The 25,707-nt window shown below is 36.1% G+C and carries 25 protein-coding genes; 20 read left to right on the forward strand and 5 right to left on the reverse strand.

Features of this window, described 5'->3' with window-relative positions; translation table 11 throughout:
* Positions 1 to 3: 3 nt before the first annotated feature.
* The 4 genes from FC97_RS02040 to def form a co-directional block, all read right to left on the reverse strand.
* Complete coding sequence (locus tag FC97_RS02040; RefSeq protein ID WP_054643629.1) at positions 4 to 957, reverse strand: diacylglycerol/lipid kinase family protein; 954 nt, start codon at positions 955 to 957, stop codon at positions 4 to 6.
* Between the two features lie 55 nt (positions 958 to 1,012).
* Entirely contained in the window at positions 1,013 to 2,704 is a 1,692-nt protein-coding gene (gene rnjA, locus FC97_RS02045; RefSeq protein ID WP_054643628.1) for a ribonuclease J1, read from the reverse strand.
* A gap of 3 nt (positions 2,705 to 2,707) precedes the next feature.
* Positions 2,708 to 2,920, reverse strand: a complete 213-nt coding sequence (locus tag FC97_RS02050) for a DNA-directed RNA polymerase subunit epsilon (protein WP_025084721.1) — start codon at positions 2,918 to 2,920, stop codon at positions 2,708 to 2,710.
* A 137-nt stretch (positions 2,921 to 3,057) separates the two neighbouring features.
* Positions 3,058 to 3,618, reverse strand: a complete 561-nt coding sequence (def, locus tag FC97_RS02055) for a peptide deformylase (RefSeq protein ID WP_025084720.1) — start codon at positions 3,616 to 3,618, stop codon at positions 3,058 to 3,060.
* 222 nt (positions 3,619 to 3,840) lie between these two features.
* On the opposite strand from def, the gene FC97_RS02060 reads away from it, so the two are divergent.
* The 16 genes from FC97_RS02060 to holA all read left to right on the forward strand — a co-directional run bounded on the left by FC97_RS02060 (position 3,841) and on the right by holA (position 20,511).
* Positions 3,841 to 4,839, forward strand: a complete 999-nt coding sequence (locus FC97_RS02060; protein WP_054643627.1) for a D-2-hydroxyacid dehydrogenase — start codon at positions 3,841 to 3,843, stop codon at positions 4,837 to 4,839.
* A 149-nt stretch (positions 4,840 to 4,988) separates the two neighbouring features.
* Positions 4,989 to 6,089, forward strand: a complete 1,101-nt coding sequence (pdhA, locus tag FC97_RS02065; RefSeq protein ID WP_056967722.1) for a pyruvate dehydrogenase (acetyl-transferring) E1 component subunit alpha — start codon at positions 4,989 to 4,991, stop codon at positions 6,087 to 6,089.
* 2 nt (positions 6,090 to 6,091) lie between these two features.
* The gene (locus FC97_RS02070; protein ID WP_054643626.1) at positions 6,092 to 7,069 is read left to right on the forward strand and encodes an alpha-ketoacid dehydrogenase subunit beta; all 978 of its coding nucleotides are present in this window, start codon (positions 6,092 to 6,094) and stop codon (positions 7,067 to 7,069) included.
* Between the two features lie 25 nt (positions 7,070 to 7,094).
* Positions 7,095 to 8,384: a 2-oxo acid dehydrogenase subunit E2 gene (locus tag FC97_RS02075; protein ID WP_054643625.1), complete on the forward strand. Its 1,290-nt coding sequence runs from the start codon at positions 7,095 to 7,097 to the stop codon at positions 8,382 to 8,384.
* Between the two features lie 5 nt (positions 8,385 to 8,389).
* Positions 8,390 to 9,817 carry a dihydrolipoyl dehydrogenase gene (gene lpdA / locus FC97_RS02080; protein ID WP_025084717.1) on the forward strand — a complete coding sequence of 476 codons (1,428 nt, stop codon included), beginning with the start codon at positions 8,390 to 8,392 and terminating at the stop codon, positions 9,815 to 9,817.
* 132 nt (positions 9,818 to 9,949) lie between these two features.
* A complete protein-coding gene (locus tag FC97_RS02085) occupies positions 9,950 to 10,240 on the forward strand; it encodes a UPF0223 family protein (protein WP_054643624.1) in 291 nt (96 codons plus the stop codon).
* On the forward strand, positions 10,224 to 11,003 hold the full coding sequence (locus FC97_RS02090; RefSeq protein WP_054643623.1) for an inositol monophosphatase family protein: 780 nt from the start codon (positions 10,224 to 10,226) through the stop codon (positions 11,001 to 11,003). The genes FC97_RS02085 and FC97_RS02090 overlap by 17 nt, the downstream gene beginning before the upstream one ends.
* A 55-nt stretch (positions 11,004 to 11,058) precedes the next feature.
* Positions 11,059 to 12,918, forward strand: a complete 1,860-nt coding sequence (typA, locus tag FC97_RS02095) for a translational GTPase TypA (protein WP_054643622.1) — start codon at positions 11,059 to 11,061, stop codon at positions 12,916 to 12,918.
* Positions 12,919 to 13,049: 131 nt separating this feature from the next.
* On the forward strand, positions 13,050 to 14,222 hold the full coding sequence (locus FC97_RS02100; protein WP_056967706.1) for an FtsW/RodA/SpoVE family cell cycle protein: 1,173 nt from the start codon (positions 13,050 to 13,052) through the stop codon (positions 14,220 to 14,222).
* A 4-nt stretch (positions 14,223 to 14,226) separates the two neighbouring features.
* Positions 14,227 to 14,493 (forward strand): DUF2129 domain-containing protein, encoded by a 267-nt coding sequence (locus tag FC97_RS02105; RefSeq protein WP_025084713.1) that lies wholly within the window; start codon positions 14,227 to 14,229, stop codon positions 14,491 to 14,493.
* Positions 14,493 to 15,047 carry a 16S rRNA (guanine(966)-N(2))-methyltransferase RsmD gene (gene rsmD / locus FC97_RS02110; protein ID WP_054643621.1) on the forward strand — a complete coding sequence of 185 codons (555 nt, stop codon included), beginning with the start codon at positions 14,493 to 14,495 and terminating at the stop codon, positions 15,045 to 15,047. Before FC97_RS02105 ends, rsmD begins: the two co-directional genes overlap by 1 nt.
* Before the next feature lie 2 nt (positions 15,048 to 15,049).
* A complete protein-coding gene (gene coaD, locus FC97_RS02115) occupies positions 15,050 to 15,541 on the forward strand; it encodes a pantetheine-phosphate adenylyltransferase (RefSeq protein WP_054643620.1) in 492 nt (163 codons plus the stop codon).
* Between the two features lie 6 nt (positions 15,542 to 15,547).
* Positions 15,548 to 16,603, forward strand: a complete 1,056-nt coding sequence (locus FC97_RS02120) for a SepM family pheromone-processing serine protease (protein ID WP_054643619.1) — start codon at positions 15,548 to 15,550, stop codon at positions 16,601 to 16,603.
* A gap of 39 nt (positions 16,604 to 16,642) precedes the next feature.
* Entirely contained in the window at positions 16,643 to 17,269 is a 627-nt protein-coding gene (locus FC97_RS02125; protein WP_056967708.1) for a helix-hairpin-helix domain-containing protein, read from the forward strand.
* A 4-nt stretch (positions 17,270 to 17,273) separates the two neighbouring features.
* Positions 17,274 to 19,523, forward strand: coding sequence for a DNA internalization-related competence protein ComEC/Rec2 (locus FC97_RS02130; RefSeq protein ID WP_158163558.1), 2,250 nt, complete (start codon positions 17,274 to 17,276; stop codon positions 19,521 to 19,523).
* Entirely contained in the window at positions 19,489 to 20,511 is a 1,023-nt protein-coding gene (gene holA, locus FC97_RS02135) for a DNA polymerase III subunit delta (RefSeq protein ID WP_235628552.1), read from the forward strand. The genes FC97_RS02130 and holA overlap by 35 nt, the downstream gene beginning before the upstream one ends.
* 74 nt (positions 20,512 to 20,585) lie before the next feature.
* On the opposite strand, the gene rpsT is transcribed toward holA, so the two are convergent.
* Complete coding sequence (gene rpsT, locus FC97_RS02140) at positions 20,586 to 20,834, reverse strand: 30S ribosomal protein S20 (protein WP_054643614.1); 249 nt, start codon at positions 20,832 to 20,834, stop codon at positions 20,586 to 20,588.
* Positions 20,835 to 21,049: 215 nt separating this feature from the next.
* Here rpsT and rpsO point away from each other — a divergent pair, with 215 nt between their 5' ends.
* The 4 genes from rpsO (at position 21,050) to tuf (ending at position 25,570) form a co-directional block, all read left to right on the forward strand.
* A complete protein-coding gene (rpsO, locus tag FC97_RS02145) occupies positions 21,050 to 21,319 on the forward strand; it encodes a 30S ribosomal protein S15 (RefSeq protein ID WP_054643613.1) in 270 nt (89 codons plus the stop codon).
* Positions 21,320 to 21,492: 173 nt separating this feature from the next.
* Positions 21,493 to 23,190, forward strand: a complete 1,698-nt coding sequence (locus tag FC97_RS02150) for a ribonuclease J (RefSeq protein WP_056967712.1) — start codon at positions 21,493 to 21,495, stop codon at positions 23,188 to 23,190.
* Between the two features lie 36 nt (positions 23,191 to 23,226).
* The gene (locus FC97_RS02155; RefSeq protein ID WP_054643612.1) at positions 23,227 to 24,174 is read left to right on the forward strand and encodes a tetratricopeptide repeat protein; all 948 of its coding nucleotides are present in this window, start codon (positions 23,227 to 23,229) and stop codon (positions 24,172 to 24,174) included.
* A gap of 205 nt (positions 24,175 to 24,379) precedes the next feature.
* Positions 24,380 to 25,570: an elongation factor Tu gene (tuf, locus tag FC97_RS02160; protein ID WP_054643611.1), complete on the forward strand. Its 1,191-nt coding sequence runs from the start codon at positions 24,380 to 24,382 to the stop codon at positions 25,568 to 25,570.
* The last annotated feature ends 137 nt before the right edge of the window (positions 25,571 to 25,707 follow it).

The following is a 25,707-nucleotide window of genomic DNA, read 5'->3' on the forward strand; positions in this document are numbered from 1 at the left end:
ACATTAAGCGTTATTTTTTATAGGCAACCAAAATGGATGTTGACTGGTTTCAAAATTAAAATCAAATTCGTGTTGATTTAATTCCTCACCATCCATTTGACCATGTTGTTTGGTGTAATTCTTTAGTTCAAACTGTTCAGTTTCAATATGCCAAACATTTTTATCCTGTAAGTGTGAGCCATTTGCTAACAATCTGGTCAATAATTTAATAAGCTTTGGTGTACTGATTTTCTTAACTACGACCAAATTCAGATGGTGGTTAAAGGGAGTAGCAGTAGGGTCAATAGCAAAACCACCACCAAAATAGGGATGATTAGTTGCAACAACAACGTAGGCAGAATTGAAGTGTTTTTGATGTTGTTGGTAATTGACATCCAATCCAAAGGCCTTCTGACGTTTAAGTACCTTCAACAGGTTGGTGAAATAGGAGAGCGTTCCTAATCCTAAATTATTGAGAAATTCTTTTCTTTCTGAATGATTAGTGTAATAGACGGTGCTAGCGTCAAAACCGATTCCAATATTATTGATAAAATAATGAGAAAAGGTTTTACTAGTAGCTTTCCCAACATCAATCATTCGTGGCTCTTTCAAAGAAAGGATGGCTTGCATTAAAATGACTGGGTCTTTGGTTTTTAATTTAATACCACGACAAAAGTCATTACCAGAGCCACCAGGAATATAGCCTAAAGCAGTATCTGGATAGTTAGAAGCCTTAACACCGTTAACAGCCTGATTTAAAGTACCATCGCCACCGATGACAACAATTTTATTATTTTGATGAAGATTGGCTAATTGTTTAGCGATTCTTTGACCATCACCATCACATTTAGTTAAGTGAACCTCATACGGAATGTCTATTTTGTTTAAAAAGCTTGTAACTTTGTTGCAAGCTTTTTGAGCACGTCCACTTCCAGCATGATGATTTAAAATTATTTCGATTCTTTCAGTTTTTTCCATTTTGTAACCCTTTAAATAAAAAAAGTAGATCATGTGATCTACTTTAAAATTGAATTTAGATTGAAGTTCCAATAAGCATTGGAAGAATAACAGGATTTCGTTCAGTACGTTTGTAGAGGAATTCTTGCAATCCTTCAATAATAACTCGTTTAAGAATAGCTTCTGTTACTTTGTTTTCATCATCGTCGAAAGCATTCTTGATCAAGTGGAAAACACGTTTTTGTGCTTGATTGATCAATTCACCTGATTCACGCATGTAAACAAAACCACGTGAAAGAATATCAGGACCAGCTAGAACGATATGTTTTTGATAGTCAATAGTTGCTACAACAACAACCATTCCTTCCTCTGAAAGAACTTGACGATCGTGAATAACAACATTACCAATATCACCAACACCCTTACCATCGACATAAACATCGCCAGCAGGGAAGTGACCTGCAACTCGGGCATTATCCTTAGTTAAAGCTAAGACATCACCATTTTCCAGAAGGAATGAATGATCCTGTGGGACATCACAGAGAGCAGCAAGTTCAGTGTGAATCTTCAACATACGATATTCACCGTGAATTGGCATAAAGAACTTAGGTTTCATCAAGCGGAGCATCAACTCTTGTTCCTCTTGACCACCATGTCCTGAAGCATGGATGTTGTTAACTTTACCATGAATAACTTCAGCACCAGCTTCTGATAGTTGGTTAATCAAATGGTTAACACTGATGGTATTACCAGGAATTGGATTACTTGAGAAGATAACGGTATCTCCAGGTTGAATAGTAATCTGTCTATGTGTTCCGTTAGCAATACGACTCAAAGCGGCTAGCGGTTCACCTTGTGATCCGGTACAAAGAATCAAAGTCTCATTTGCGGGTGTCTGATTCAAAGCATGTGGGTCAATTAACATATCATCAGAAATATTAAGGTAGCCTAGTTCACGGCCATTCTCAATTGCTTGTTCCATACTTCGTCCAAAGACGGCAATCTTACGTCCTTGTTGGATAGCCGCATCGACAGCCTGTGAGATACGATAAATATTAGAAGCAAAGGTAGCAAAGATAATTCTGCCATTGATAGTTTCGAATATTTGATGAATTGTCAAACCAACTGAACGTTCAGACTTTGAAAATGTAGGAATTTCGGCATTTGTACTATCTGATAGTAGACATAAGACACCTTTTTGTCCTAAGGCAGCCATTTTTTGTAAGTTAGGTGATGGTAAACCAGCAACTGGAGTCAAATCGAATTTGAAATCACCAGTTTCAACGATGATACCTTGTGGTGTATGGACAGCAACACCTAAAGTATCGGGGATAGAATGGGTAGTTCTGAAGAAGGAAACACTTGTCTTAGGGAATTTGATAACATCATCTTCATGTAAGACGTGCATTTCTGTAGTTCTTAACAATCCGTGTTCTTCCAATTTACCCTTGATCAATGCACATGCCAATGGACCGGCGTAAACAGGGATATTTGGAAGTTGTTGGAGTAGATAAGGAATACCACCAATGTGGTCTTCGTGACCATGGGTAATAAATAATCCTTTGATCTTGTCCTTGTTTTCTACTAAGTAACTGTAATCGGAAATGACGTAGTCAATTCCAAGAAGTTCATCTTCGGGAAACTTAATTCCGGCATCAATAACGATTAGTTCGTCCTGATACTGAACTCCATACATATTTTTACCGATTTCACCAAGGCCCCCGATGGCAAAAACGGCAACTTCATTATTTTTAACTTTAAATGACATTAACTAAAACTCCGTCAATTTAAACTCAGGACTCTTTTTCTCGTACTCTAAATGCTTTTCGTCGAGTTCCTGAATAAATTCAATATTATAGTCGGTATTTTTTTCAACTGCTTCACGTACAGCAATGCTTGATTCAGCATCCATGTATAGTGAATGTGTAAATTCACGACGGGGGTTATCTAGTTCGCTTGTTTGATATAAAACTTTATAAATCAATATAAATTTCTCCTTTAAATCGAATTAAATGAAACAGGTCAGTTTCATTTGACGTTTTTTCTAGTCCATTTGTGCGTTAATCAATAGATAGCACAATTCTACCATATATAAAATAGTAAGTATACTTGAAGGCTATATTAAGAAATTACCACAGTACTTGGATCAAGTGTAAATGGTTCTTTCTTGTCGATCTTGTCGTAATATAAGTGGCCGTTCAAATGATCAATTTCATGTTGACAAACGATAGCAGGGTATCCCTTAACGCGTAATGTTTGAGAATTACCTTCAAAATCATCATATTTAATAGTAATACGATCAGCACGTGGCACGAATCCTGGAACATCTTTATCAACTGAGAGACAACCTTCGCCTTCAGACAAGGCAGCCTTTTGAACTGAGTTTCTGACAATAACAGGATTGATCAAAGTGATCTTTAGAAGAGGCTTGTCAGGATCTTCTTCATTTGGTACTAAAACAGCAGCCATCATTTCTGAAACGCCAACTTGAGGAGCAGCCAAACCGACACCAGCACGTAATTGGTGCTTTTCAGCGTATTCTTCATCTTGACTCTTAACGAGATACTCCATCATGTTAGCGGCTAAAGCTTTATCTTCATCGCTTAATGGGAATTTAACATCTGCTGCAACTTTTCTTAAAACGGGATCGCCATCACGGACGATATCTTTCATAAAATACATAGTTTCCTCCGAATGTTTAATTGTATAAAAATACTTCAGTATATCTATTATAGATTATTTTTCGATAAAAATAGAAGGATTTGAGAAAAAACCTGTTTGAGAATTTTTAGAAAACGATTTCAAATGTACTATTTTTGTTTTGCTAAGGGGGTACATGATAAAATATTCTTATATGTTATCGGTTACACAATGATACATAAATATTGCTACTGGAGGTTTTACATGAAATTAATTGACTTTGGTGTCAGAGAAGATGAAAAGAAATATATTGAGGAGTGGTCTACAGAGAACAATATAGAAGTAAAAATCGTTTCCGATTTACTAACGCCTGAAACTGTTCAGTTAGCAAAGGGCTATGACGGAATTGTTGCTTATCAACAATTGCCATATGATGAGAAGATTTTTGATGTGATGAATGAATATGGAATCCATGTTCTTTCACTTAGAAATGTCGGTGTCGATAATGTTCCATTTGCAGCTCTTAAGAGAAATCAGATTCGTTTGACTAATGTACCTAGTTATTCACCTGAGGCTATCGCGGAATATTCAGTTACAGGCTTAATGGCTTTACTAAGAAATTTAAAACATATGATCAGAAAAGTGGACCAACATGATTTTCGATGGGCTCCTGATATCGGCCGTGAGCTAAATCAGCTTACAGTAGGTGTTGCTGGAACCGGAAGAATTGGTCGCGCTGCAATAAAAATTTATCAAGGATTTGGAGCAAAAGTTATCGCATATGATAAATTTCACAATCCGGAATTAGAAAAAGAAGGAATGTATGTTGATGATCTTGATACCTTACTAAAGGAATCAGACGTCGTGACGTTACATATTCCAAGTCTTGGTAAAGGTCATACTCTGATCAATAGTAAGTCGATTGCTGAGATGAAGGACAATGCTATTGTTATTAATACAGCACGTGGTGATTTAATTAATACAAAGGATTTATATGATGCAGTGGCTTCAGGTAAGCTTTATGGAGCTGTTTTGGATGTCTATGAAAAGGAAGTTGGCGTCTTTAATTCCGATTTGAGTGATCAAGAATTTTCTGACGAGGTATTAGATAAGGTAATTAAAAGTCCAAGATTTATTTTGACACCCCACATAGCTTTCTATACGACTAAGGCGGTTAAGAATATGGCTACTGTTTCTCTAAATGCTATGGTTTCAGAATTAAATACTGGAACTTCAGAAAATGAGATAGATTTGGGAAAATAGTGACTACTTTCACAAACTAATATAAAATATTTTATATTCAAAGAATGCCTAAACTACTTGTTTTTTGAGCGATCAATGTTAGACTAAATTTATATGAAAGCCCTTACAGATTTCACAAGGGATAAGTTTTTATGAAAGGACTGTGGAGAATGGCAAATAAACCAATTGTTGATTTTGAAGCACTTAAAAATAATTTATCGAATGTTTCAAAACCCATTCAAGTATTGAATGAAAAAGCTGAGATAACAGATCAAGAAGTCTTTGATTCATTTTCAGATGATGATTTAGTTGAGTTTATGAAAAAGATGGTATGGGAGCGTGCATTGCATGAACAGACAATGAACTTCTCTCGTCAAGGTCGGATGGGCTTCTATGCACCGACTGAAGGTGAGGAAGCTTCTGAGATGGGAACTGTTTTAGCAATGAAGAAGAATGATTATCTTCTTCCAGCTTATCGTGATGTACCTCAATTGATTCAACATGGTGCCACAGTAACTCAAGCTTATTTGTGGTCACGTGGACATGTTGCTGGTAACAAATTTGAAGCTCGTTCTATGATGCCACAAATTATCATTGGTGCCGCATATGATGAGGCAGCCGGTGTAGCTATGGGTCTAAAGAAGAACGGTGAAGACGCTATTGCATTTACTTATACTGGTGATGGTGGTACTTCCCAAGGTGATAGTTATGAAGGAATGAACTTTGCTGGTGCCTTTAAGGTTCCTGCACTATTCATTGTTCAAAATAATGGCTTTGCCATTTCAACACCACGTGCAAAACAAACAGCTGCTCCAACACTAGCTCAAAAAGCTGTTGCCGCTGGTATTCCAAGCATTCAAGTTGATGGTATGGATATCTTGGCTTGTTATGCTGTAGCTAAGGCAGCCCGTGAGTACATTACAGCCGGAAATGGTCCTGTGATGATTGAAACTTTGACATATCGTTTCGGTGCGCACTCAAGTGCTGGGGATGATCCTAAACGTTACAGAACTAAGGCTGAAGAACAACCATGGTTCGATAAGGATCCATTAATTCGATTAAGAAAAGTTCTTGAAGACAAAGGCTTATGGTCGGAAGAACAAGAAGATAAACTAGTTGATGAATATAAAGCTTCATTTAAGGAAGCAATCAAAGAAGCCGATGCAGTTCCTGAAGATAAAGTTTCAGATATGTTGAAACGTACCTTTGAAATTCCAACTCCAGAAATGAAGAAAGAAATCGCTAAATTTGAAGCAAAGGAGTCGAAGTAAAAATGGCTAAGAAAACTTACATTCAAGCAATTACAGACGCCTTAGACATTGTTCTTGAAGATGATCCAAAAACTTTGATCTTTGGTGAAGACGTTGGTAAAAACGGTGGTGTTTTCAGAACGACTCAAGGGCTTCAAGAAAAATATGGTGAAGACCGTGTCTTCGATACACCTTTAGCTGAATCAGGAATCTTAGGATTGGCAACTGGATTAGGTTTAACTGGTTGGCGTCCAATCCCTGAAATCCAATTCATGGGCTTTTCACTCGAAGCTGTTGATCAAATCATTGGTCAAGAAGCTAGAATGCGTTTCCGTTTTGACGGATTAAAGACAGCTCCTGTAACAATTCGTACACCTTATGGTGGGGGTACTCATACGGCTGAAATGCACGCTGATAACTTGGAAAATATTTTTGCAAGTACTCCAGGTTTGCGTGTAGTTATGCCAAGTAATCCATATGATGCTAAGGGACTCTTAATTTCATCAGTTGAAAATAATGATCCTGTGCTATTTATGGAAAACTTGAAATTATATCGTTCAATGAAAGATGATATTCCTGATGGCAAATATACAGTTCCTTTGGATAAAGCTAATGTTGCTCGTGAGGGTAATGACATTACTATCGTAGCCTATGGTGCTGAAGTAAATGAAGCTTTGAAAGTTGCTGATGAATTAGCTAAGAAGAATATTTCTGTTGAAGTTATTGATCTTAGAACAGTTTCACCAATTGATACTGATACAATTTTCAAATCAATCGAAAAGACTCATAAAGTAGTTATTGTTCAAGAAGCACAAAAGATAGCTGGTGTGGGTGCACAAGTTGCCTCAGCTATTGCCGAAGATGCGGTTCTTTCTCTTGATGCACCAATTGGTAGAGTTGCAGCTCCAAATAGTGTATATCCATTTGCCTTAGGTGAAGACACTTGGATTCCACGTGCAAAAGAAATTGAAGAAAAAGTAAATGAAATTCTCAACTACTAATTAATCGAAGGAAGGGAATCCAACTATGGCTTACAAATTTAAATTACCTGAACTAGGTGAAGGGATGGCCGAAGGTGAGATCGCCAGCTGGCTAGTAAAAGAAGGGGACACAGTAAAAGAAGATGACTCCTTAGTAGAAATTCAAAACGACAAATCGGTTGAAGAATTGCCTTCACCAGTTGCTGGTACTGTTAAACAAATTGTCGCTCAAGAAGGAGATACAGTTGAAATCGGTGACACTTTGATTGTGATCGATGATGGTTCTCCTGATACAGGCGACGATGACCAACCAGCCAAAGATGATAAAGAAGCTGAAAAGTCCGATTCTGATAAAGAAACTGAAATTGCATCTAAAGAAGAGGCTACTGCCGGTCCAGCTACTGGATCAGCTGATGCTCACTATTTGGCAATGCCTTCAGTACGTCAGTATGCTCGTGACAAAGGTGTAGATTTGGCAAAGGTTACACCTAGTGGCAAGCACGGACAGATTACTAAAGCTGATGTAGATTCATTCGACGGTAGTGCCGCACCTCAAGCAGCAGCTCAACCTGCAGCCGCTGCAGCACCAGCACCTACAAATACTATTACACCATACAAGTCAGCCACTCCGGAGCTCGAAACACGTGAGAAGATGTCAATGACTAGAAAAGCTATTGCTAAGGCAATGCTTAATAGTAAACACACAGCTCCACATGTAACTAGTTTTGATGACGTTGAAGTAAGCGCTTTGATGGCTAACCGTAAGAAATATAAGGCAATTGCTGCTGATAAAGGTATTCATTTGACATTCTTGCCTTATATCGTAAAAGCTTTAGTTGCTGTAATGAAAGAATACCCAGAATTGAATGCTTCAATTGACGATTCTACTGAAGAAATTGTTTACAAGCACTATTACAACGTTGGTATTGCAACTAACACAGAACATGGACTTTATGTTCCAAATGTTAAGAACGTTGATTCTAAAGGTATGTTTGAGATTGCTAAAGAAATCACTGAAAACTCACAAGCTGCTTATGACAATAAATTGAGTATGGATAAGATGTCAGGTGGTTCAATTACAATCAGTAACGTCGGTTCTATTGGTGGTGGCTGGTTTACACCGGTTATCAATTATCCAGAAGTAGCAATTCTTGGTGTTGGTAAGATTGCTAAAGAACCTTATGTTGATGAAGATGGCAACATTCAAGTAGGTAATATGTTGAAGTTATCATTGAGTTATGATCATAGATTGATTGACGGTGCTTTGGCACAAAATGCTTTGAATCTCTTGAAGAAATTGTTGCATGATCCAGATATGTTATTAATGGAGGGCTAGTTAACATGGCAGAAAATGTAATAGAAAAAGATACCGTTATTATTGGTTCCGGCCCTGGTGGTTACGTTGCAGCAATCAGAGCTTCAGAATTAGGACAAGATGTTACTATCATTGAAAAGTCAGATACCGTTGGTGGTGTTTGTCTAAATGTTGGTTGTGTTCCATCAAAAGCTTTAATTACAGCTGGACACAGACTTCAACAAGCTAAAGATTCATCAACTTATGGAATTACTACTAGTGATGCCACAATTGATTTTACTAAAACACAAGCTTGGAAAGATGAAAAAGTTGTTGCCAGAATGACTGGCGGTGTACAAATGCTTTTGAAGAAGCATCATGTTGAATTAATCAATGGTGAAGCTTATTTAGATAGCGATACACAATTAAGAGTTATGCCAAGTGGTCCTAGACAATTTATGGATAACGGTGGCGGACAAACAATTAAGTTCAAGCACTTAATTTTAGCAACTGGTAGTCGTCCTATTGAAATTAGAGGATTCAAGTTTGATGATCGTGTTATTGATTCAACCGGCGGATTAAATTTGAAAGAAGTTCCAAAGGAATTCGTCATTATCGGTGGTGGTTATGTCGGAACAGAGTTGGCTGGCGCATATGCTGATTTAGGTTCACATGTAACTATCCTTGAAGGTTCACCTAACATTATTCCTAACTTTGAAAAGGATATGGTTTCAATTGTTAAGAAGAACCTTGAAAAGAAAGGCGTTACAATTATTACAAATGCTATGGCCAAGAAGAGTGAAAACAAAGGCGATAGTGTTGAAGTAACTTATGAAGTCGATGGCAAACCAACAACAATCAGTGCTGATTATTGTATGGTAACTGTTGGTCGTCGTCCAAATACGGATAACTTTGGACTTGAAATGACTAATGTTAAATTGACTGAAAAAGGTTTAGTTGAAGTAGACGAACAAGGTAAAACTTCCGTCGATAATATTTATGCAATTGGTGATATTACACCAGGACCAGCTTTGGCCCATAAGGCCTTCTTTGAGGCTAAGACAGCAGCTGGAGCAATTTCAGGTAAACATACAGCTAACGACTATATTGGTGTTCCAGCGGTTTGTTTTACTGATCCTGAGTTAGCTAGTGTTGGTCTAACAGAAAAAGATGCTAAGGATAAAGGAATTGATGTTAAAGTAGCTAAATTCCCATTTGCCGGAAATGCACGTGCTGTTTCACTTGATGCCGCTGAAGGATTTGTTAAGTTGATTGCTCAAAAAGATACAGGTACTTTACTAGGTGGTCAAATTGTTGGACCAGGAGCTAGTGACTTAATTTCTGAATTAAGTGTAGCTGTTAACTGTCAACTTAATGCTGAGGATATTGCTCTTACAATTCATCCACATCCAACTTTGGGTGAACCTATTCAAGAAGCTGCCGATATTTTAATTGGTTATCCAACACATATTTAATAGAGAAAAGGGAAGAACGTTTAGAAACCGAAAAGAGGATTTTTCGTATACTAAATTAATTATTTCCGTAAAAAAGCGATGCAATTGTATCGCTTTTTTTGTATAGTAGAGTAAAAATGAAGGGAGCTATCAATGCATAATTACAGTTATCCTCTTGATGAGACATGGTCACAAGATGAGATTGTTAAAGTGATTGCTTTATATAATGCGGTTGAAAAAGCCTATGAATCAAGTATAAAAAGTGATGAATTTTTGCAAAAATATCGCTCATTCCAACAAGTGGTTCCAATGAAAATGGAGCAAAAAAAATTAGATAAAGAATTTGAGTTTGAATCGGGCTATTCCATCTATCAAGTATTTAAAAAGTGTCGTACAGCAAAAAAAGGCGAGAAAGTAAGGATTCACAATGACAGTAGACAGTAAGGAAATAGATAAATTTCTAGTAGAACTTTTACAAAATGTGGGTAAGAGTTTGAGGGATGATGCTTTAAAAAAGAAATCAGTTGATACAAAAAAGAATCGAAATGATTTAGTGACAAATTTTGATAAAAAAACTGAACGTTATATTAATTCTGAACTCAAAAGAGTTTTTCCTGAAGCTACGATTGTTAGTGAAGAAGGCTATGGTGACTTAGTAACGGACATGTCGGGATTGGTATTTTTTGTTGATCCAATCGACGGTACAATGAACTTTGTTAAACGTGGAGACGATTTCGCATCAATGATTGGCGCTTACATTGATGGTGAACCATTAATTGGTGCTATTATAGATGTTATGGGTAATAACATTTACCATGGCGGTAAAGAAATTGGCTTGTTCATTAATGATGAGAAAATAGATATTCCAAGAAATTTACCTTTAGTTGAAGGTTTGGTCGACGTTTCGGCGCCGATGGCTTTGGCTAATAAATTTAATGTTCAGGATGTCATTAAAAAAAGTAGTGGTTTCAGGGTTTATGGAAGTGCAGGAATTATTTTTGGTCATCTCTTGACTGGAAAAGAAGTCATGTATATGTCATACTTAGCACCATGGGACTTGGCTGCCGGGCGTGTCTTATGTGAAGCTGCAGGTATGAGTGTGGTAAGTATTGACGATGCACCAATAAATATGCTAAAATCACAAGTCGTAATAGTTGGTACTCAGAAAGTTGTTTCTGAAGCACTGACGACAGTCAAAACGCGTTAGTGAACTGTGAGAGGTTTCACAGTTTTTTTATTGCTAGTAATTTAAACACGTATTTATGGAAGGAAGAACTAATTTGACTAAGAGAAGAGAAGATATTAGAAACATTGCGATCATCGCTCACGTTGACCACGGTAAAACTACATTAGTTAACGAAATGTTAAAACAATCAGACACACTAGGATCACATTATGAAATTCAAGATCGTGCCCTTGATTCAAATGCTATTGAAAGAGAACGTGGAATCACAATCCTTTCTAAGAATACTGCTGTTGATTACGATGGCAAGAAGATCAACATTTTGGATACACCAGGACACGCGGACTTCGGTGGTGAAGTTGAACGTATCATGAAGATGGTTGATGGTGTACTTTTGGTTGTTGATGCTTATGAAGGTACAATGCCACAAACACGTTTCGTGTTGAAGAAGGCTTTGGAACAACATTTGACACCAATCGTCGTTATTAACAAAATTGATAGACCAGGTGCTCGTCCTGCTGAAGTAGTTGACGAAGTTCTTGAATTGTTTATCGAATTAGGTGCTGATGACTCACAACTTGATTTCCCAGTTGTTTATGCTTCAGCTATTAACGGAACATCAAGTTACTCAGATGATCCTGCTAACCAAGAACATACAATGAACCCTATCTTTGATACTATTTTGAAGACAATCCCTGCACCAGTTGACAACTCAGATGAACCTTTACAATTCCAAGTTGCCTTACTAGACTACAACGATTACGTTGGTCGTATTGGTATCGGACGTATCTTCCGTGGAAAGATTAAAGTTGGTGACAGTGTTACTGTTATGAAGCTTGACGGTTCTACAAAGAACTTCCGTGTTACAAAACTATTTGGTTTCATGGGCTTGAATCGTGTTGAAATCAATGAAGCTAAAGCCGGAGATCTAATTGCTGTTTCTGGTATGGAAGATATTTATGTTGGTGAAACTGTTACACCAGTTGACCATCAAGAAGCACTTCCATTGCTACGTATTGATGAACCAACACTACAAATGACATTCTTGCAAAACAATTCACCTTTCGCTGGTCGTGAAGGTACAGAAGTTACTGCTAGAAAGATTGAAGATCGTTTAAGAAGACAACTACATACTGATGTTTCTCTTAAAGTTGAAAACACAGACCAAGCTGGTTCATGGCTAGTTTCAGGTCGTGGTGAACTTCACTTGTCAATCCTTGTTGAAGAAATGCGTCGTGAAGGTTTCGAATTACAACTATCACGTCCAGAAGTTATTTACAAGACAGTTGACAATCAAAAGTGTGAACCATTTGAAGAGGTAACTATCGATACACCTGACGAATATGTTGGTTCAGTTATCGATTCAATGTCACAACGTAAAGGTGACATGCAAAACATGGAAAGTACTGGAAATGGTCAAACAAGACTTATTTTCTCAGCACCTTCACGTGGTTTGATTGGTTACTCAACAGAGTTCTTATCAATGACTGGTGGTTATGGTATTTTGAACCATACATTCTCAGAATATAAACCAGTTGTTAGAAATTGGAACCCAGGTAGAAGAACTGGTGCTTTGGTTTCAATCAACCAAGGTCCATCAACTACTTACTCACTACAATCTGTTGAAGATCGTGGTACATTATTCATTGGTGCTGGTGTTGATGTATATGAAGGTATGATCGTTGGTGAAAGTAGTCGTGATCAAGATATCGCCGTTACTGTTACTAAAGGTAAGAACCTTACAAATACTCGTGCTTCTGGTAAAGATCACGCTGCTGCTATCAAGACTCCAAAGGCAATGTCACTTGAACAATCAATCGAATTCCTAAACGAAGACGAACTTTGTGAAGTAACACCTAAGAGTGTTAGATTACGTAAGAAGATCTTGAACACAAACGAACGTAAGAAGTTTGATAAGACAAAGAAAATGTCTAAATAATTAGATTATTTGTGAAGCTAAGGATAAATTTCCTTGGCTTCTTTTTTTATGCCAAAAAGGCAGGGTGGGACAGTTTTTTTCTGGTATTATTTGGTGGTATAATCTTATTATTAGATTTTAGGAGCTAAGATGTGAAAAAATTAAAAAAAATTGACTTATGGATTGTTATTCCATATATCATCTTATTAGGTATTGGAATCGTTATGGTTTATTCAGCCAGTTTTTACAATTCATTGGTCTCTGGCGGAAGTACCACGCAATACTTAATTAAACAGGCTATTTTTGCGGTACTAGGGTTATTCTTATGTTATTTCAATTTTATCCTCAAAGCTAAAATTTTTAAAAATCGACATTTTATTAAATATGCGTTGCTCTTTACAGTGCTATCTTTAGCAGCATTACCAATCCTAGGTAAATTGTTTCCCAGTTTACGTGTTAATGGTGCGGTAGCTTGGATTCCCATTGGACCATTTAATTATCAACCGTTGGAATTAGCTAAGTTGGTTCTGATCCTGTATTTATCTTTTGTACTAACTAGTAAGCAGGAACGACTGTTGTCATATCAAAATTGGAAGGAAATTGGTTTTGAAGTATTACCTCCAATCTTAGTTGTGGCGATAATTGTTATCTTACTTTTGATTCAACCTGACTTTGGTGGAGCCATTGTTATTTCATTAATTACCTGGGTTCTCTTAGGTGCCTCAACAATCCCTGGTAAATACATTGTTAGATTGAGTGTAGGGTTAGGTGCCTTCTTAGGTTTATCAATCTATGGTATTTTTAAATTAGCTCCTTCAATTATCACCAGCCATTATCAATACCAACGTATTCTGGCGATGCAACATCCCTTTAAATTGGAACAGCACGCCGGAGCACAGTTAGTTAATTCTTTTTATGCTATTAGTAATGGCGGTATTTTTGGAGTTGGTTTAGGTAATGGGATTCAAAAACGTGGCTATTTACCAGAACCACATACCGATTTTATTCTAGCTGTTATCAGTGAAGAATTGGGTCTAGTAGGTGATATCGTTGTATTATCGCTTTTGGCATTAATTATTTTACGAATAATCCTTATTGGTGTTCGTGCTAAGAAAAATTATAATGCTTTAGTTTGTTATGGAGTGGCGACAATGATGTTGACACAAGTGATACTTAATGTAGGAGGATTATTAGGTATGATTCCTCTAACCGGTGTTACTTTGCCATTTATCAGTTATGGTGGATCCAGTATGTTAATACTATCGATTGCTTTAGGAATCGTTCTTAACTTGGATGCCACGAATAAATTTGAAAGAACAAGGTGATCTTATGTTTAAAAAAGTAGAGCGCCAAGCTTTGTATGTTTGGGTTTACTCGCTTAAATGGCGGAAGAAATTGCAGCGTTACGGTACAATCTATTACACTTCCCCTAAAATGAAATATGTAATGATGTACGTAAACTCTAATCGAGTTGCAGAAGTTAGAAAAGAATTGAATTCCAAGAATTACGTGAAAAGAGTTTCATTGGCCCATCGTAAAGAATTAGACGAGCATTATGTTCTAAAAACTTCTGAAAGTAAGCAAGAGGAAAATTAATGAAAGTTGTATCAGGAAAGTTTCGTGGATTAAATTTAAAGGCAGTTCCTAGTAATAATACTCGCCCCACATCAGCTAAAGTTAAAGAAGCGGTTTTTAGTATGTTAACACCATATCTAGTCGATGAAGGTGTGGCCCTGGATCTGTTTGCAGGAACTGGTAGTCTAGGTATCGAGGCTGTGTCACGTGGTTATAAAACGGCCTATTTGGTTGATAAGGCTTATAAAGCTATTAGTACGATTAAAGAGAATGTCGATAAGACTCGTGCTAATGAGAGCTTTGTGGTTATGAAGACTGCGGCAACTGAAGCTTTGACTAAGTTTAAGGATGATCAGGTAAAATTTGATTTAGTCTTTTTGGATCCACCATACCGCATGAAAATTACAGAACAGATCATAAAAGATATGGTAGAAGGAGATTTATTAAATCCCGGTGCCATTATTGTTGATGAAACAGATTATGATATTGATCTTACTAACTTTGCCAAAATAAATTTACTTAAAGAAAAGAATTATAAAGATACCAAGGTTGCATTGTATCAGTTTGGAGGATGAGTATGTCACAAAAGGTTGGACTTTATGCGGGCAGTTTTGATCCAGTTACCAATGGTCATTTGGATATAATCCGTCGTGCTTCAAAACTATTTGATAAATTATATGTGGCACCTATGACTAATACATCAAAAAAATATTTATTTTCCTATCAGGAAAAGAAGTCTTTTATTGAAGCTGAAATCAAGGATCTAAGTAATGTTTCTGTCGTAGATGGGAAATCAGAACTTTCAACTAATTTGGCTCGTCAATTAGGAGCCGGTTTCATGGTTCGTTCGATGCGTAATCCGGATGATTTTGGTTATGAGTCGGGTGTAGCCTCAATTAATAAAGTTTTGGATAAGAATATTGAAACGATATTCCTGCTAGCAAACGATCAGTATGCTACGATATCATCGTCGATGATGAAAGAAGTGGCTAAGTTTGGTGGCGACATATCCGAGTTTGTACCTCAAGCAGTCGCTTTAGAGTTGATGAAGAAATTGAGGAAGGAATAAATTATTTTGAGATTTAACAAAACTAGAAATAAGATCTTTGGTGCTATATTTATTTTTATTGTTGTCGTGGCATTCTTCTTTACACCAACAGGTTATTATTTGGAAGTTCCAGGTAGTGCCGAAGATACTTCTCAATTTGTAAAGGTCAATGGTAAGCAAGATAAGAAAAAGGGAAGCTTACTGTTAACGACAGTTGGAATTGTGAGTGGAACACCATTTACGTTGTTGAAGTCAATGGGAAATGATTTTGAAACTATTTACTCACAAGAGGAGTTGATGGGAAATGAAAATAGTCAACAATATTTCCAAGTTCAACAGTACTATATGAAATCAGCAACTAATAATGCAATCCAAGCAGCTTATTCTAAGGCAGGCAAGCCATTTACTAAAAAGTATTTAGGTGTTTATATTATGGATATCATGGATAACTCTGCTTTTAAGAATAAACTACAAGTTGGAGATACAATTACATCCATCAATAATTACCACTTTAAGAATTCGGCTCAGTTTATCAATTACGTTAAGAAGCAAGATAAAAAATCTACTGTAAAAATTAATTTTGTACGCGATGGTAAAAAGAAATCAGCTTCGGGTAAATTAGTTAAATTAGCAGATACCAAACGTTATGGTTTAGGAATCACTTTGACTGATAATACAGAGGCCAAAGGTAATCCTCCAACAAAGATTGATGCCGGCAGTATTGGTGGACCTTCAGCGGGGTTGATGTTTACCTTGCAGGTTTACTCACAGATCAGCAATAAAGATTTGAAAGCAGGTCGTACTATTGCTGGGACTGGAACGATTGCTCCTGATGGAACCGTGGGTCCTATTGGTGGAATCGAGAAGAAAGTCTATGCAGCTTCCGAAATGGGGGCAACAATCTTCTTTGCTCCTGACGACCCTGTAACAAAGGAAATTAAGAAATACGAACCAGGCTATGTTAATAATTACAATTTGGCCAAACGTGCCGCTAAGAAAATTCATACGAAGATGAAGATTGTACCTGTAAAGAACCTAAACGATGCAATTAATTATCTCGAAAAAACAAAACAGTCCAAATAAGGGCTGTTTTTTTTCGTAATTTAATTCGAGGTGATTGAAATGGAAGAAGTTTATCAATACGTTCGAAATAAAAAAATTATTTTATTAATGTGTATCGTAGGTTTAGTTATAGGAGGATATTTTTTTCTTTTCCACAAGGTAACACCGACTAGTACGGTAGAACCTAAGCAGGAATTAGCAACTCAAAAGGATGAAATTAAAAAAAGTAAAACTGATTTGAAAGCAAAAGAACTACAGATGATAGTTGTTGATGTACAAGGCGCCGTTCAAAAACCAGGTGTTTATCGTGTAAAAGATAAGGCAATCATACAAGAAGTAATACAGACAGCTGGTGGTCTTGCAACAAATGCCGATTTAAAACAGATTAATCAGGCCAAAAGAGTTGCTGATCAGATGCAAATTTATATTCCAGTTAAAGGTGAGAAAACAGTTGCTCCTGCCGGCACAAATTCCTCAGGTGGTAGTCAAGATAAAAAGATAGTAAATATTAATACAGCGACAGTTGATGATTTTAAGGATGTAACTGGTATTGGTCCTAAAAAAGCGGAGAAGGTAATTGCCTATCGTGAAGAACATGGTCAATTTAAAACACTACATGATTTAACTAATGTTTCGGGTATCGGTGAGAAAAGCTTAGCTAAACTGAAAGATCAGTTGACAGTCTAGAATAGTGAAAGGTAAATTGATTTTCCCTGCGCTGGTAATAGTTTTATTAATAACAATTTATTTTGAAAGTAAATTATTTATCATCTTTCTACTATTATTAATAATAAGGATTGTCTTGCTTAGAAATAAAAGTCTGAACTTGCTGATTATAAGTTTATCCATAATCTTTGCCATACGTTGTTGGACGATAACACCGCCAACCACGGTACCACAAGTACGGAGTGGAATAGTAACACCGGATTCAATTTCTATCAATGGAGATTTATTGACGGGTGAATTACAAACTAATCGCGAAACGGTGAAATTCATTTATCAAATAAGGACACAAAGTGAACAACAATATTGGAAAAAGTTAGACCACATGGTTCAAGCAAAATTAGAAGTTAAGAAGGTAGAACCAATAGCTCGACCACGTAATCCTGGTGAATTTAATTACGCAAAGTATTTAATTAAACAGAATATTTATTATCAAGCAGAAATCACAGAATTCAAAAATCTTCTAGAGTACCACCCACAAAGTTTCAAGGGTAAAATAAACGTTTTACGAATACATATAATTAAATACTTAGCGCAGTTGCCAAAGTGGTTAAGAATTCATGCTCAAAGCTTGATAGTTGGTTACACTGCTCCTACAGATAAGGATTTTTTAAAAATTTTGAGTGTTTTGGGAGTGATCCATCTTTTTAGTTTATCGGGTCTGCATGTGTTACTTATTCTGACTTTAATCAGAAAGTTAACATCTTTTTTGAAAATTCCACTAGAATTAATTGACATGTTAATGTTATTTTTACTGCCAAGTTATGGTATTTTGGTAGGCTCAAAGAGTGGTATTTGGCGTGCAGTTGTTTTAGCAATGGTTGGAATTGTATTTAAAAAGCTGGGTTGGTCATTAAGTAGTCTTGATATTTTTAGCGTGACACTGTTGATATGTCTGTTTGTTGATCCAATGGCCATAACGACTATGGGTGGTCAACTTAGTTTTCTACTGGCCTTTGCTATTATGTATTTGTATAAGCATACTAAATTTATTTGGGCAACATTAAAGATGAATTTAGTTAGTTTACCAATAATATGCTTTTATACATATCAGCTTAATTGGTTAACTCTATTGATAAATTTGATTTTTATTCCGTTATTTACTTACGTAATATTACCTTTGACCTTTATTTCAGCACTGTCAGTTAATTTAAAAATTTGGAATAACATAAATAATTTATTTGAAATTATGTATAGGATTCTAGATTATTTTTCCAGTAATGTTCAATTTATATTGGTGACAGGCAAATTAGCTGTTTTATCAGTTGTTTTATTGGTGATAATAAGTATTTTCTATATTGAGAGTAAAAGTATTTTCAATAAGTATTTATATCAGTATCTGATTATCTTCGTCGGTTGTGTGGTGTTCAATAAGTTTCCCTTGAGTGGATCAGTGAACATAATTGATGTGGGTCAGGGGGATAGCATTCTGGTAACAACACCTTTAATAAGAAAAACTTTTTTGATTGATACGGCAGGAAAATTAAAATTCATGACTAAACCTTGGGCAAAAAGAAATGGTGGTAATCAAGTAGAACACAGTACGATTCCATTTTTAAAGTCGCAAGGTATTTCTAAAATCGATAAACTATTTTTGTCACATAAGGATGTTGATCATATCGGTAATTTAGAAATCTTGTTAAATAAGTTCCCGGTCAAACAGGTTAATTTTGGAATTGGTTTGGATCAGAATCTTCGAATTCAAAAGGTTATTCGAGCCCATCCGGAAATTGAATTTAGGAGTCGTCGACAAGGGGATGTTATTAAAACAGGTTTCATAAATTGGCAAGTTCTTTGGCCAAAGGTAAAAGGAAAAGGCGAGAATAGTGACTCGCTCACTTTATTAGCCCAGATTAAGAATAAAAAGTGGCTTTTTACAGGGGATTTGGATATTCCTTCAGAACAAAAAATATTGAAAGATTATCAATTCAAAGTTGACTATTTAAAGTTAGGTCACCATGGATCAAAAACAGCGACGGGTGATGAATTACTGGAAAAAACACAACCCCAATTAGGCTTGATTTCGTCCGGAGTTAATAATCGATATGGGCATCCCAATCGGGAGACCTTGCAACGGCTGGAAAATCACCATGTAAAATATTTAAATACGGCTGATTATGGTATGATATCTTGGTATTACGATTTTTTCGATAATAGAGAAAAGATAACAACTTTTTTAAAGGGTGACTCGTTTGAAAATAGCAGAATTAAAAAGTAATTTAAAACAAGGTAATTTGAGCAATGTTTATTTAATTACCGGTGCAGAACAAGTTTTTATTAAGGATATTCAAAAATCATTTAAAGATATCATGTCTCCTGAAGAACGCGACATGAACTTTTCCAGCTTTGACTTGGAAGAAACATCTTTAGATGATGTGATAAATGAAGCCATCTCTGCTCCCTTCTTTGGCGAGAGAAGACTAGTTTTTGCTCAGAACCCTTATTTTTTAACGGCAGAACGTGTTAAAAATGCCGTTGAACAAAACACAGATTTATTGTTGAGATATATTCAAAATCCTACTCCATCAACAATTATGGTGATCTTTGCCTCATATGAAAAATTAGATGCTCGAAAGAAAATTGTTAAACAGTTAAAGAAGATAGCGGCCGTAGTTGATGCTGGTCAGATGGAAGGACCAGTTTTAACTAGAACAATTCAAAATGATTTAAAAGCTGATGGTTATCAAATTGATGGAGAAGCGTTAGATCTATTAATAAATAAGACCAAAAGTAATTATTCTTTGATAACGAACCAATTGGTTAAATTGAAGATGTATGCATTACAGTCGAAAAAAATTGATAAGCAGGCAGTAGAGGAATTAGTGCCACAGTCATTGGAAGATAATGTCTTTGATTTAATGAATCAAATTCTTAATAAAAATATCTATCAAGCTGAGGAACTGTATCATCAATTTTTGTTGCAAAAGATTGATCCGATACTTTTGATTGCTATTTTGATGTCTCAACTACGTCTCTTGATTCAAGTTAAGGTGCTGACTGAAAGAGGTTTAACGGAAGCTACAATTTCTAAGAATCTTAAATTGCATCCTTATCGAGTTAAATTGTCACATCGACAGTCTAAACGATTAGACATGAAGCAATTAATAGTTATGTATCAGGATTTAGTAAACCTAGATTATCAAATTAAATCAGGGCAAGGGGACAAGGAATTACTGTTTGATCTCTTTATAGCGAAATTTGCATAATAAAAAGGAGTTCAGAATAATATCTGAACTCCTTTTTTAGAAATAAAAAAGCAACCAATATAGGTCGCTTAAGATTAATTCAATTTAGCAAGTCTTGACTTATCGCGAGCAGCTTTGTTAGCCTTGATTAGGCCCTTAGCTTTAGCCATGTCAATAGCACGAACTGCTGTTCTAAACATATCTTCTTTGTTGTCAGCGTTATTAGCGGCTGAAGTTTCAAAGTTCTTGATAGCTGAACGCATAGAGCTCTTTTGTGAAGCGTTACGAAGAGTTGCACTTTGTGCAGTCTTTACACGTTTCATAGCTGATTTAATTTGTGGCATCAATTTCACCTCCGATTACCTAGTAAGCTTAAAACTCAATACATAGAATTATACATAATTAGCTTTGGCAATGCAATGAAATGTCGATTTTTTTTACACTATTGCAATATTCTACATTATGTAGTAAATTAGTTAGTTGTGTTAACCATGCTCTGTTTGACGAATCACCAACGCAGACATAGTTTGGCTAAATATATAAGGAAAAGGTGAATGAAATGGCTATTTCAAAACAAAAGAAAAATGAAGTTATCAAACAATATGCACGTAAAGATGGAGACACTGGTTCTCCAGAAGTACAAATTGCTGTTTTAACTTATGATATTAATTCTCTAAACGATCACTTGAAAGTTAACAAGAAAGACCACCACTCATATGTTGGTCTATTAAAGAAAATTGGTCACCGTCGTAACCTATTGGCATACCTACGTAACAAGGATGTTCAACGTTACCATGATTTGATCAAATCATTAGGTCTACGTCGTTAATATCAATTTAAGAAGTTTCCCATTTGGGAGGCTTCTTTTTTTTCGCTTTTTTTTATATATTGTCTCTCGTATGGTAGAATAACAATCAGGTATAGCTTAAATAGTCTTAAAAGACTTAAGAATCACAATAGAATATTATGATCTATGCTATTTTAATGAAATGAGAGATGGAAATGAGCAAAAAAATTAAGATAATTTTGTTAAGTGGCGTACGTGAAAATGGAAAGAATATGTACGCAGTAGAAGTAAATGATGAGATCTATATTTTGGATATTGGTTTGCAATACCCAGATAATGATCTTTATGGAATTGATGTAGTTGTACCAGATATGACTTACATTAAGAAAAATATTGATAAAGTGGTGGGAATCTTCCTATCACACGGTCATGCAGATGCAATCGGTGCTTTGCCATACCTAATCAGTGATTATGACATTCCTGTATTTGGTTCAGAAATGACGATTGAACTAGCTAAGATTGTTTGTTCAAATGACAGTCGCAGTAAGAAATTCTCAGATTTTCACGTTATTGATGAAAACACAGCTATTGATTTTGAACAGGCTTCGGTTTCATTCTTTAAAACGACCCATTCAATCCCAGGTTCTTTAGGAACAGTTATCAAAACTGAAGAAGGTCAAATTGTTTATACTGGTGACTTTAAATTTGATCAAGCCGCTGTACCAGTTTATAAAACTGACTATGGTCGTATTGCTAAAATCGGTAGTGAACGAGTTTTGGCCTTATTGAGTGACTCTGCTAATGCTGAATCACCTTATGAAAATTCTAATGAACGTGATATCTATGAATATATTTTGGATACATTCAGTTATCATAATGGTCGTATCATTGTGGCTCAAGTGGCTTCGAATATTCAAAGAATGCAACAAGTCTTGGATGCAGCTGCTAAGACAGGTAGAAGAGTTTTCCTATCAGGAACAGATGCCGAAAAGATTGTTAAAACAGCCATGAACTTAGGCTATTTGAAGATTAGTGATAAAGAGTTAATTTTAAAGCCTAAAGAATTAAAGGGCTTTGATAATAATAAATTAGTTGTTGTTGAAACTGGTAAAATGGGTGAACCAGTCAAGGTTCTTCGTAAGATGGCTAATCCAGCCGCTAAGACGAAGTTCCAAATTGAAGAAGGGGATTTAGTATTTATCGCTACAACTCCTTCACATGCTATGGATACGACTGTTGCTAAAGCTAGAGATGCTATTTATCGAACAGGTGCTGAAGTTAAAGCTTTGAGCGATGACAAGCATTCTTCAGGTCATGCTAATAAGACTGATCTACAATTGATGATCAATCTTTTGAGCCCAGAAAATGTTATTCCTGTTCAAGGAGAATATCGTCTTTTGGATGCTCATGCGAGAATTGCTCACGAAACAGGTATCCCTTATCAAAATATCTTCCTCACTAAAAAAGGTGATGTTTTGAATTATGAAAATGGCCAATTCTATCAAGCTAAGGCTGTTGACGCCGGAGATACTATGATCGATGGAAAAGGTGTCGGTGACATTGGAAGCATTGTTCTACGTGATCGTGAGTTATTAGCCGAGGACGGTGTTTTCATTGCGGTGGCTACAATTGATCGTAAAAAGAAGAAAGTCGTTGCTAAGCCTAAAATTACGGCTCGTGGGTTCGTTTATATGCGTGCCAGCCGTGATTTATTGAGTGAAAGCTCAGATATTATTGTTAAGACCATAGTAGACTACATGCAAAATAGTAAAGATTTTGATTGGTCTGATTTGAAACAAGATGTCCGTGACAAGTTAAATCACTTCTTGTATGAACAAACTAATCGTCATCCGGTAATTCTTCCTGTAATCATGGAAGTAAACCAGAACAGACATAGAAAAGCCAAAAAATAAACTGATTTAATTAGTTAGATATTGTTGAGGTATTGTATGGACGACTCAGATAATCTAAAAAAAATTATTGATCAGGCGGAAGAAGCCTTTGAACAGGGTGTTTGGTCTGAAGCAGTAGATTTATATACGCAGGCATATGCAATGCAGCAGTCATTCTCAATTAACAGAGGGTTGGCTGCTTCTTTGTTGAATCAAAAAAGGCCTGGTGACGCTGAAGCTGTAATCTTAGATTATTTTAATTATTACCTCAGTGAACCGGAAACGGCTGAATTAGCTTTGGATATTATTTTAGAAAATGATGATTTCTTATTAGCTAATCAAATGTTAAATTTTTATGACATAGAGACATTGCCACACATCAAGCCGGAATTTGTAGAAGATATAACGAAACGAATACAAGTAGCAGAAGATCGTCACGAGCGTTCTTTCAAGCCAGAAAAGAAACAATTATCAAAACGGCTCTATTCCATCGTTACAGAATCTACTCCAAAGCAAATTCAATTGTTAAGAAGTTTGCGACAATTTAACAAGAATGATTATGTAAAGAATGCAAAGATTTTATTAGTCAATCCCTTGCTACATCCACTTTTAAAGAGTGAAGCTCTGGAAAATTTATTGAAGTTGGGAATTGATGAAACTATAGATATTTCATTTTACGGTGAAAATAAAACTTGCAATCCAAGTGACTTAATGCCTATTATGTCAACTGATGTCTATTTGAAAATGTGCGACGAATTAGAAAAATTATTAACTGACGAAAATGATTCTCAGCTCGAAAACTTTAAAGGTGAGTTGTCACTGTATGCGGCATTTGTCTATCCGTTTGGTGATGAAATAATAAAAAGTCCAAGACTCTGGACAAAAGCCATGCTTTTAAGGTATCGTTTAGTTGATGAATCACAAATAAGTGATAATCAGGGGTTAAAGGAAGTAAATAATTGGCTAAAAAGGTTCGATGAGCTAATAAATGCCTTCCAAGAGTGAAAAAAATTAACTTTTTTCGCTTTGAGTATTTACAATTCCGATTACTCCCCGTATAATCCAAAGAGTATATTTTTAGTCGGTGATTTGCTTTGAATTACTTTGCTTTCACCTCTGAAAGTAGTATAATTTTTCAGTAAAGAGTCGTCTAAAGAACATTTTCTTTGGATCAATCTTATGAAATGAAATTTTAGGAGGATTCTTTGTAATGGCAGAAAAAGAACATTATGAGAGAACAAAGCCCCATGTAAATATTGGGACAATTGGTCACGTTGACCACGGTAAGACTACTTTAACAGCTGCAATCACTAAAGTATTGGCTGACAAAGGTTTAGCTAAGGCTGAAGATTATGCTGATATCGATAAGGCCCCAGAAGAAAAGGAACGTGGGATTACTATCAACACAGCCCATGTTGAATACGAAACTGAAAAGCGTCACTATGCACATATCGATGCTCCAGGACACGCTGATTACGTTAAGAATATGATCACTGGTGCTGCACAAATGGATGGTGCTATCCTTGTTGTTGCTGCAACTGATGGTCCTATGCCACAAACTCGTGAACATATCTTGCTTGCTAGACAAGTTGGTGTTGAATACATCGTTGTCTTCTTGAACAAGACTGATCTTGTTGACGATCCAGAACTAGTTGATCTAGTTGAGATGGAAGTTCGTGAACTTCTATCAGAATACGATTTCCCAGGGGATGACATTCCTGTTATCCGTGGTTCAGCTTTGAAAGCTCTTGAAGGTGACCCAGAAGAAATCAAACACGTTGAAGAATTACTTGATGTTGTTGATGAATACATCCCAACACCAGAACGTGATAATACAAAACCATTTATGATGCCTGTTGAAGATGTCTTCACTATCACTGGTCGTGGTACTGTTGCATCTGGTCGTATCGATCGTGGTGAAATTAAGATTGGTGACGAAGTTGAAATCGTTGGTTTGAAGCCAGAAGTATTGAAGTCAACTGTTACTGGTCTAGAAATGTTCCGTAAGACACTTGATTTAGGTGAAGCCGGAGATAACGTTGGTATCTTACTACGTGGTATTAACCGTGATCAAATCGAACGTGGACAAGTTCTTGCTAAGCCAGGTTCAATCCAAACTCACAACAAGTTCAAGGGTGAAGTTTATATCATGAGTAAAGAAGAAGGTGGACGTCATACTCCATTCTTCTCAAACTACCGTCCACAATTCTACTTCCATACAACTGATGTTACTGGTGTTATTGAACTACCAGATGGTGTAGAAATGGTTATGCCTGGTGACCAAGTTACTTTTGAAGTTGACTTGATTGCTCCAGTTGCCATTGAAAATGGTACAAGATTTACTGTTCGTGAAGGTGGCCGTACTGTTGGTGCCGGAGTTGTTACAGAAATCTTAGACTAATTTTTAAGTGGTAATGATAATTAAAAAAGAGTTGGTTAATCCAGCTCTTTTTTTTATGGCTATTTTTTACGGCTAAGTTATTTAAAAATCGTAAAAAGTGTCATATAATATATAAATGATGTCTTAAAAAACCTATT

The sequence above is a fragment of the Companilactobacillus kimchii DSM 13961 = JCM 10707 genome, from assembly GCF_001435445.1.
Lineage (GTDB): Bacteria > Bacillota > Bacilli > Lactobacillales > Lactobacillaceae > Companilactobacillus > Companilactobacillus kimchii.

What these genes read in the sequence shown, in the direction of transcription:
- tuf (WP_054643611.1), top strand. Translation starts at nt 24,380, where the DNA reads ATGGCAGAAAAAGAACATTATGAGAGAACAAAGCCCCATGTAAATATT.
- rpsO (WP_054643613.1), top strand. Translation starts at nt 21,050, where the DNA reads ATGGCTATTTCAAAACAAAAGAAAAATGAAGTTATCAAACAATATGCA.
- FC97_RS02040 (WP_054643629.1), bottom strand. Translation starts at nt 957, where the DNA reads ATGGAAAAAACTGAAAGAATCGAAATAATTTTAAATCATCATGCTGGA.
- FC97_RS02155 (WP_054643612.1), top strand. Translation starts at nt 23,227, where the DNA reads ATGGACGACTCAGATAATCTAAAAAAAATTATTGATCAGGCGGAAGAA.
- coaD (WP_054643620.1), top strand. Translation starts at nt 15,050, where the DNA reads ATGTCACAAAAGGTTGGACTTTATGCGGGCAGTTTTGATCCAGTTACC.
- FC97_RS02150 (WP_056967712.1), top strand. Translation starts at nt 21,493, where the DNA reads ATGAGCAAAAAAATTAAGATAATTTTGTTAAGTGGCGTACGTGAAAAT.
- FC97_RS02090 (WP_054643623.1), top strand. Translation starts at nt 10,224, where the DNA reads ATGACAGTAGACAGTAAGGAAATAGATAAATTTCTAGTAGAACTTTTA.
- lpdA (WP_025084717.1), top strand. Translation starts at nt 8,390, where the DNA reads ATGGCAGAAAATGTAATAGAAAAAGATACCGTTATTATTGGTTCCGGC.
- typA (WP_054643622.1), top strand. Translation starts at nt 11,059, where the DNA reads ATGGAAGGAAGAACTAATTTGACTAAGAGAAGAGAAGATATTAGAAAC.
- pdhA (WP_056967722.1), top strand. Translation starts at nt 4,989, where the DNA reads ATGGCAAATAAACCAATTGTTGATTTTGAAGCACTTAAAAATAATTTA.
- FC97_RS02075 (WP_054643625.1), top strand. Translation starts at nt 7,095, where the DNA reads ATGGCTTACAAATTTAAATTACCTGAACTAGGTGAAGGGATGGCCGAA.
- rpsT (WP_054643614.1), bottom strand. Translation starts at nt 20,834, where the DNA reads ATGCCACAAATTAAATCAGCTATGAAACGTGTAAAGACTGCACAAAGT.
- def (WP_025084720.1), bottom strand. Translation starts at nt 3,618, where the DNA reads ATGTATTTTATGAAAGATATCGTCCGTGATGGCGATCCCGTTTTAAGA.
- FC97_RS02105 (WP_025084713.1), top strand. Translation starts at nt 14,227, where the DNA reads ATGTTTAAAAAAGTAGAGCGCCAAGCTTTGTATGTTTGGGTTTACTCG.
- FC97_RS02070 (WP_054643626.1), top strand. Translation starts at nt 6,092, where the DNA reads ATGGCTAAGAAAACTTACATTCAAGCAATTACAGACGCCTTAGACATT.
- FC97_RS02060 (WP_054643627.1), top strand. Translation starts at nt 3,841, where the DNA reads ATGAAATTAATTGACTTTGGTGTCAGAGAAGATGAAAAGAAATATATT.
- rnjA (WP_054643628.1), bottom strand. Translation starts at nt 2,704, where the DNA reads ATGTCATTTAAAGTTAAAAATAATGAAGTTGCCGTTTTTGCCATCGGG.
- FC97_RS02125 (WP_056967708.1), top strand. Translation starts at nt 16,643, where the DNA reads ATGGAAGAAGTTTATCAATACGTTCGAAATAAAAAAATTATTTTATTA.
- FC97_RS02085 (WP_054643624.1), top strand. Translation starts at nt 9,950, where the DNA reads ATGCATAATTACAGTTATCCTCTTGATGAGACATGGTCACAAGATGAG.
- rsmD (WP_054643621.1), top strand. Translation starts at nt 14,493, where the DNA reads ATGAAAGTTGTATCAGGAAAGTTTCGTGGATTAAATTTAAAGGCAGTT.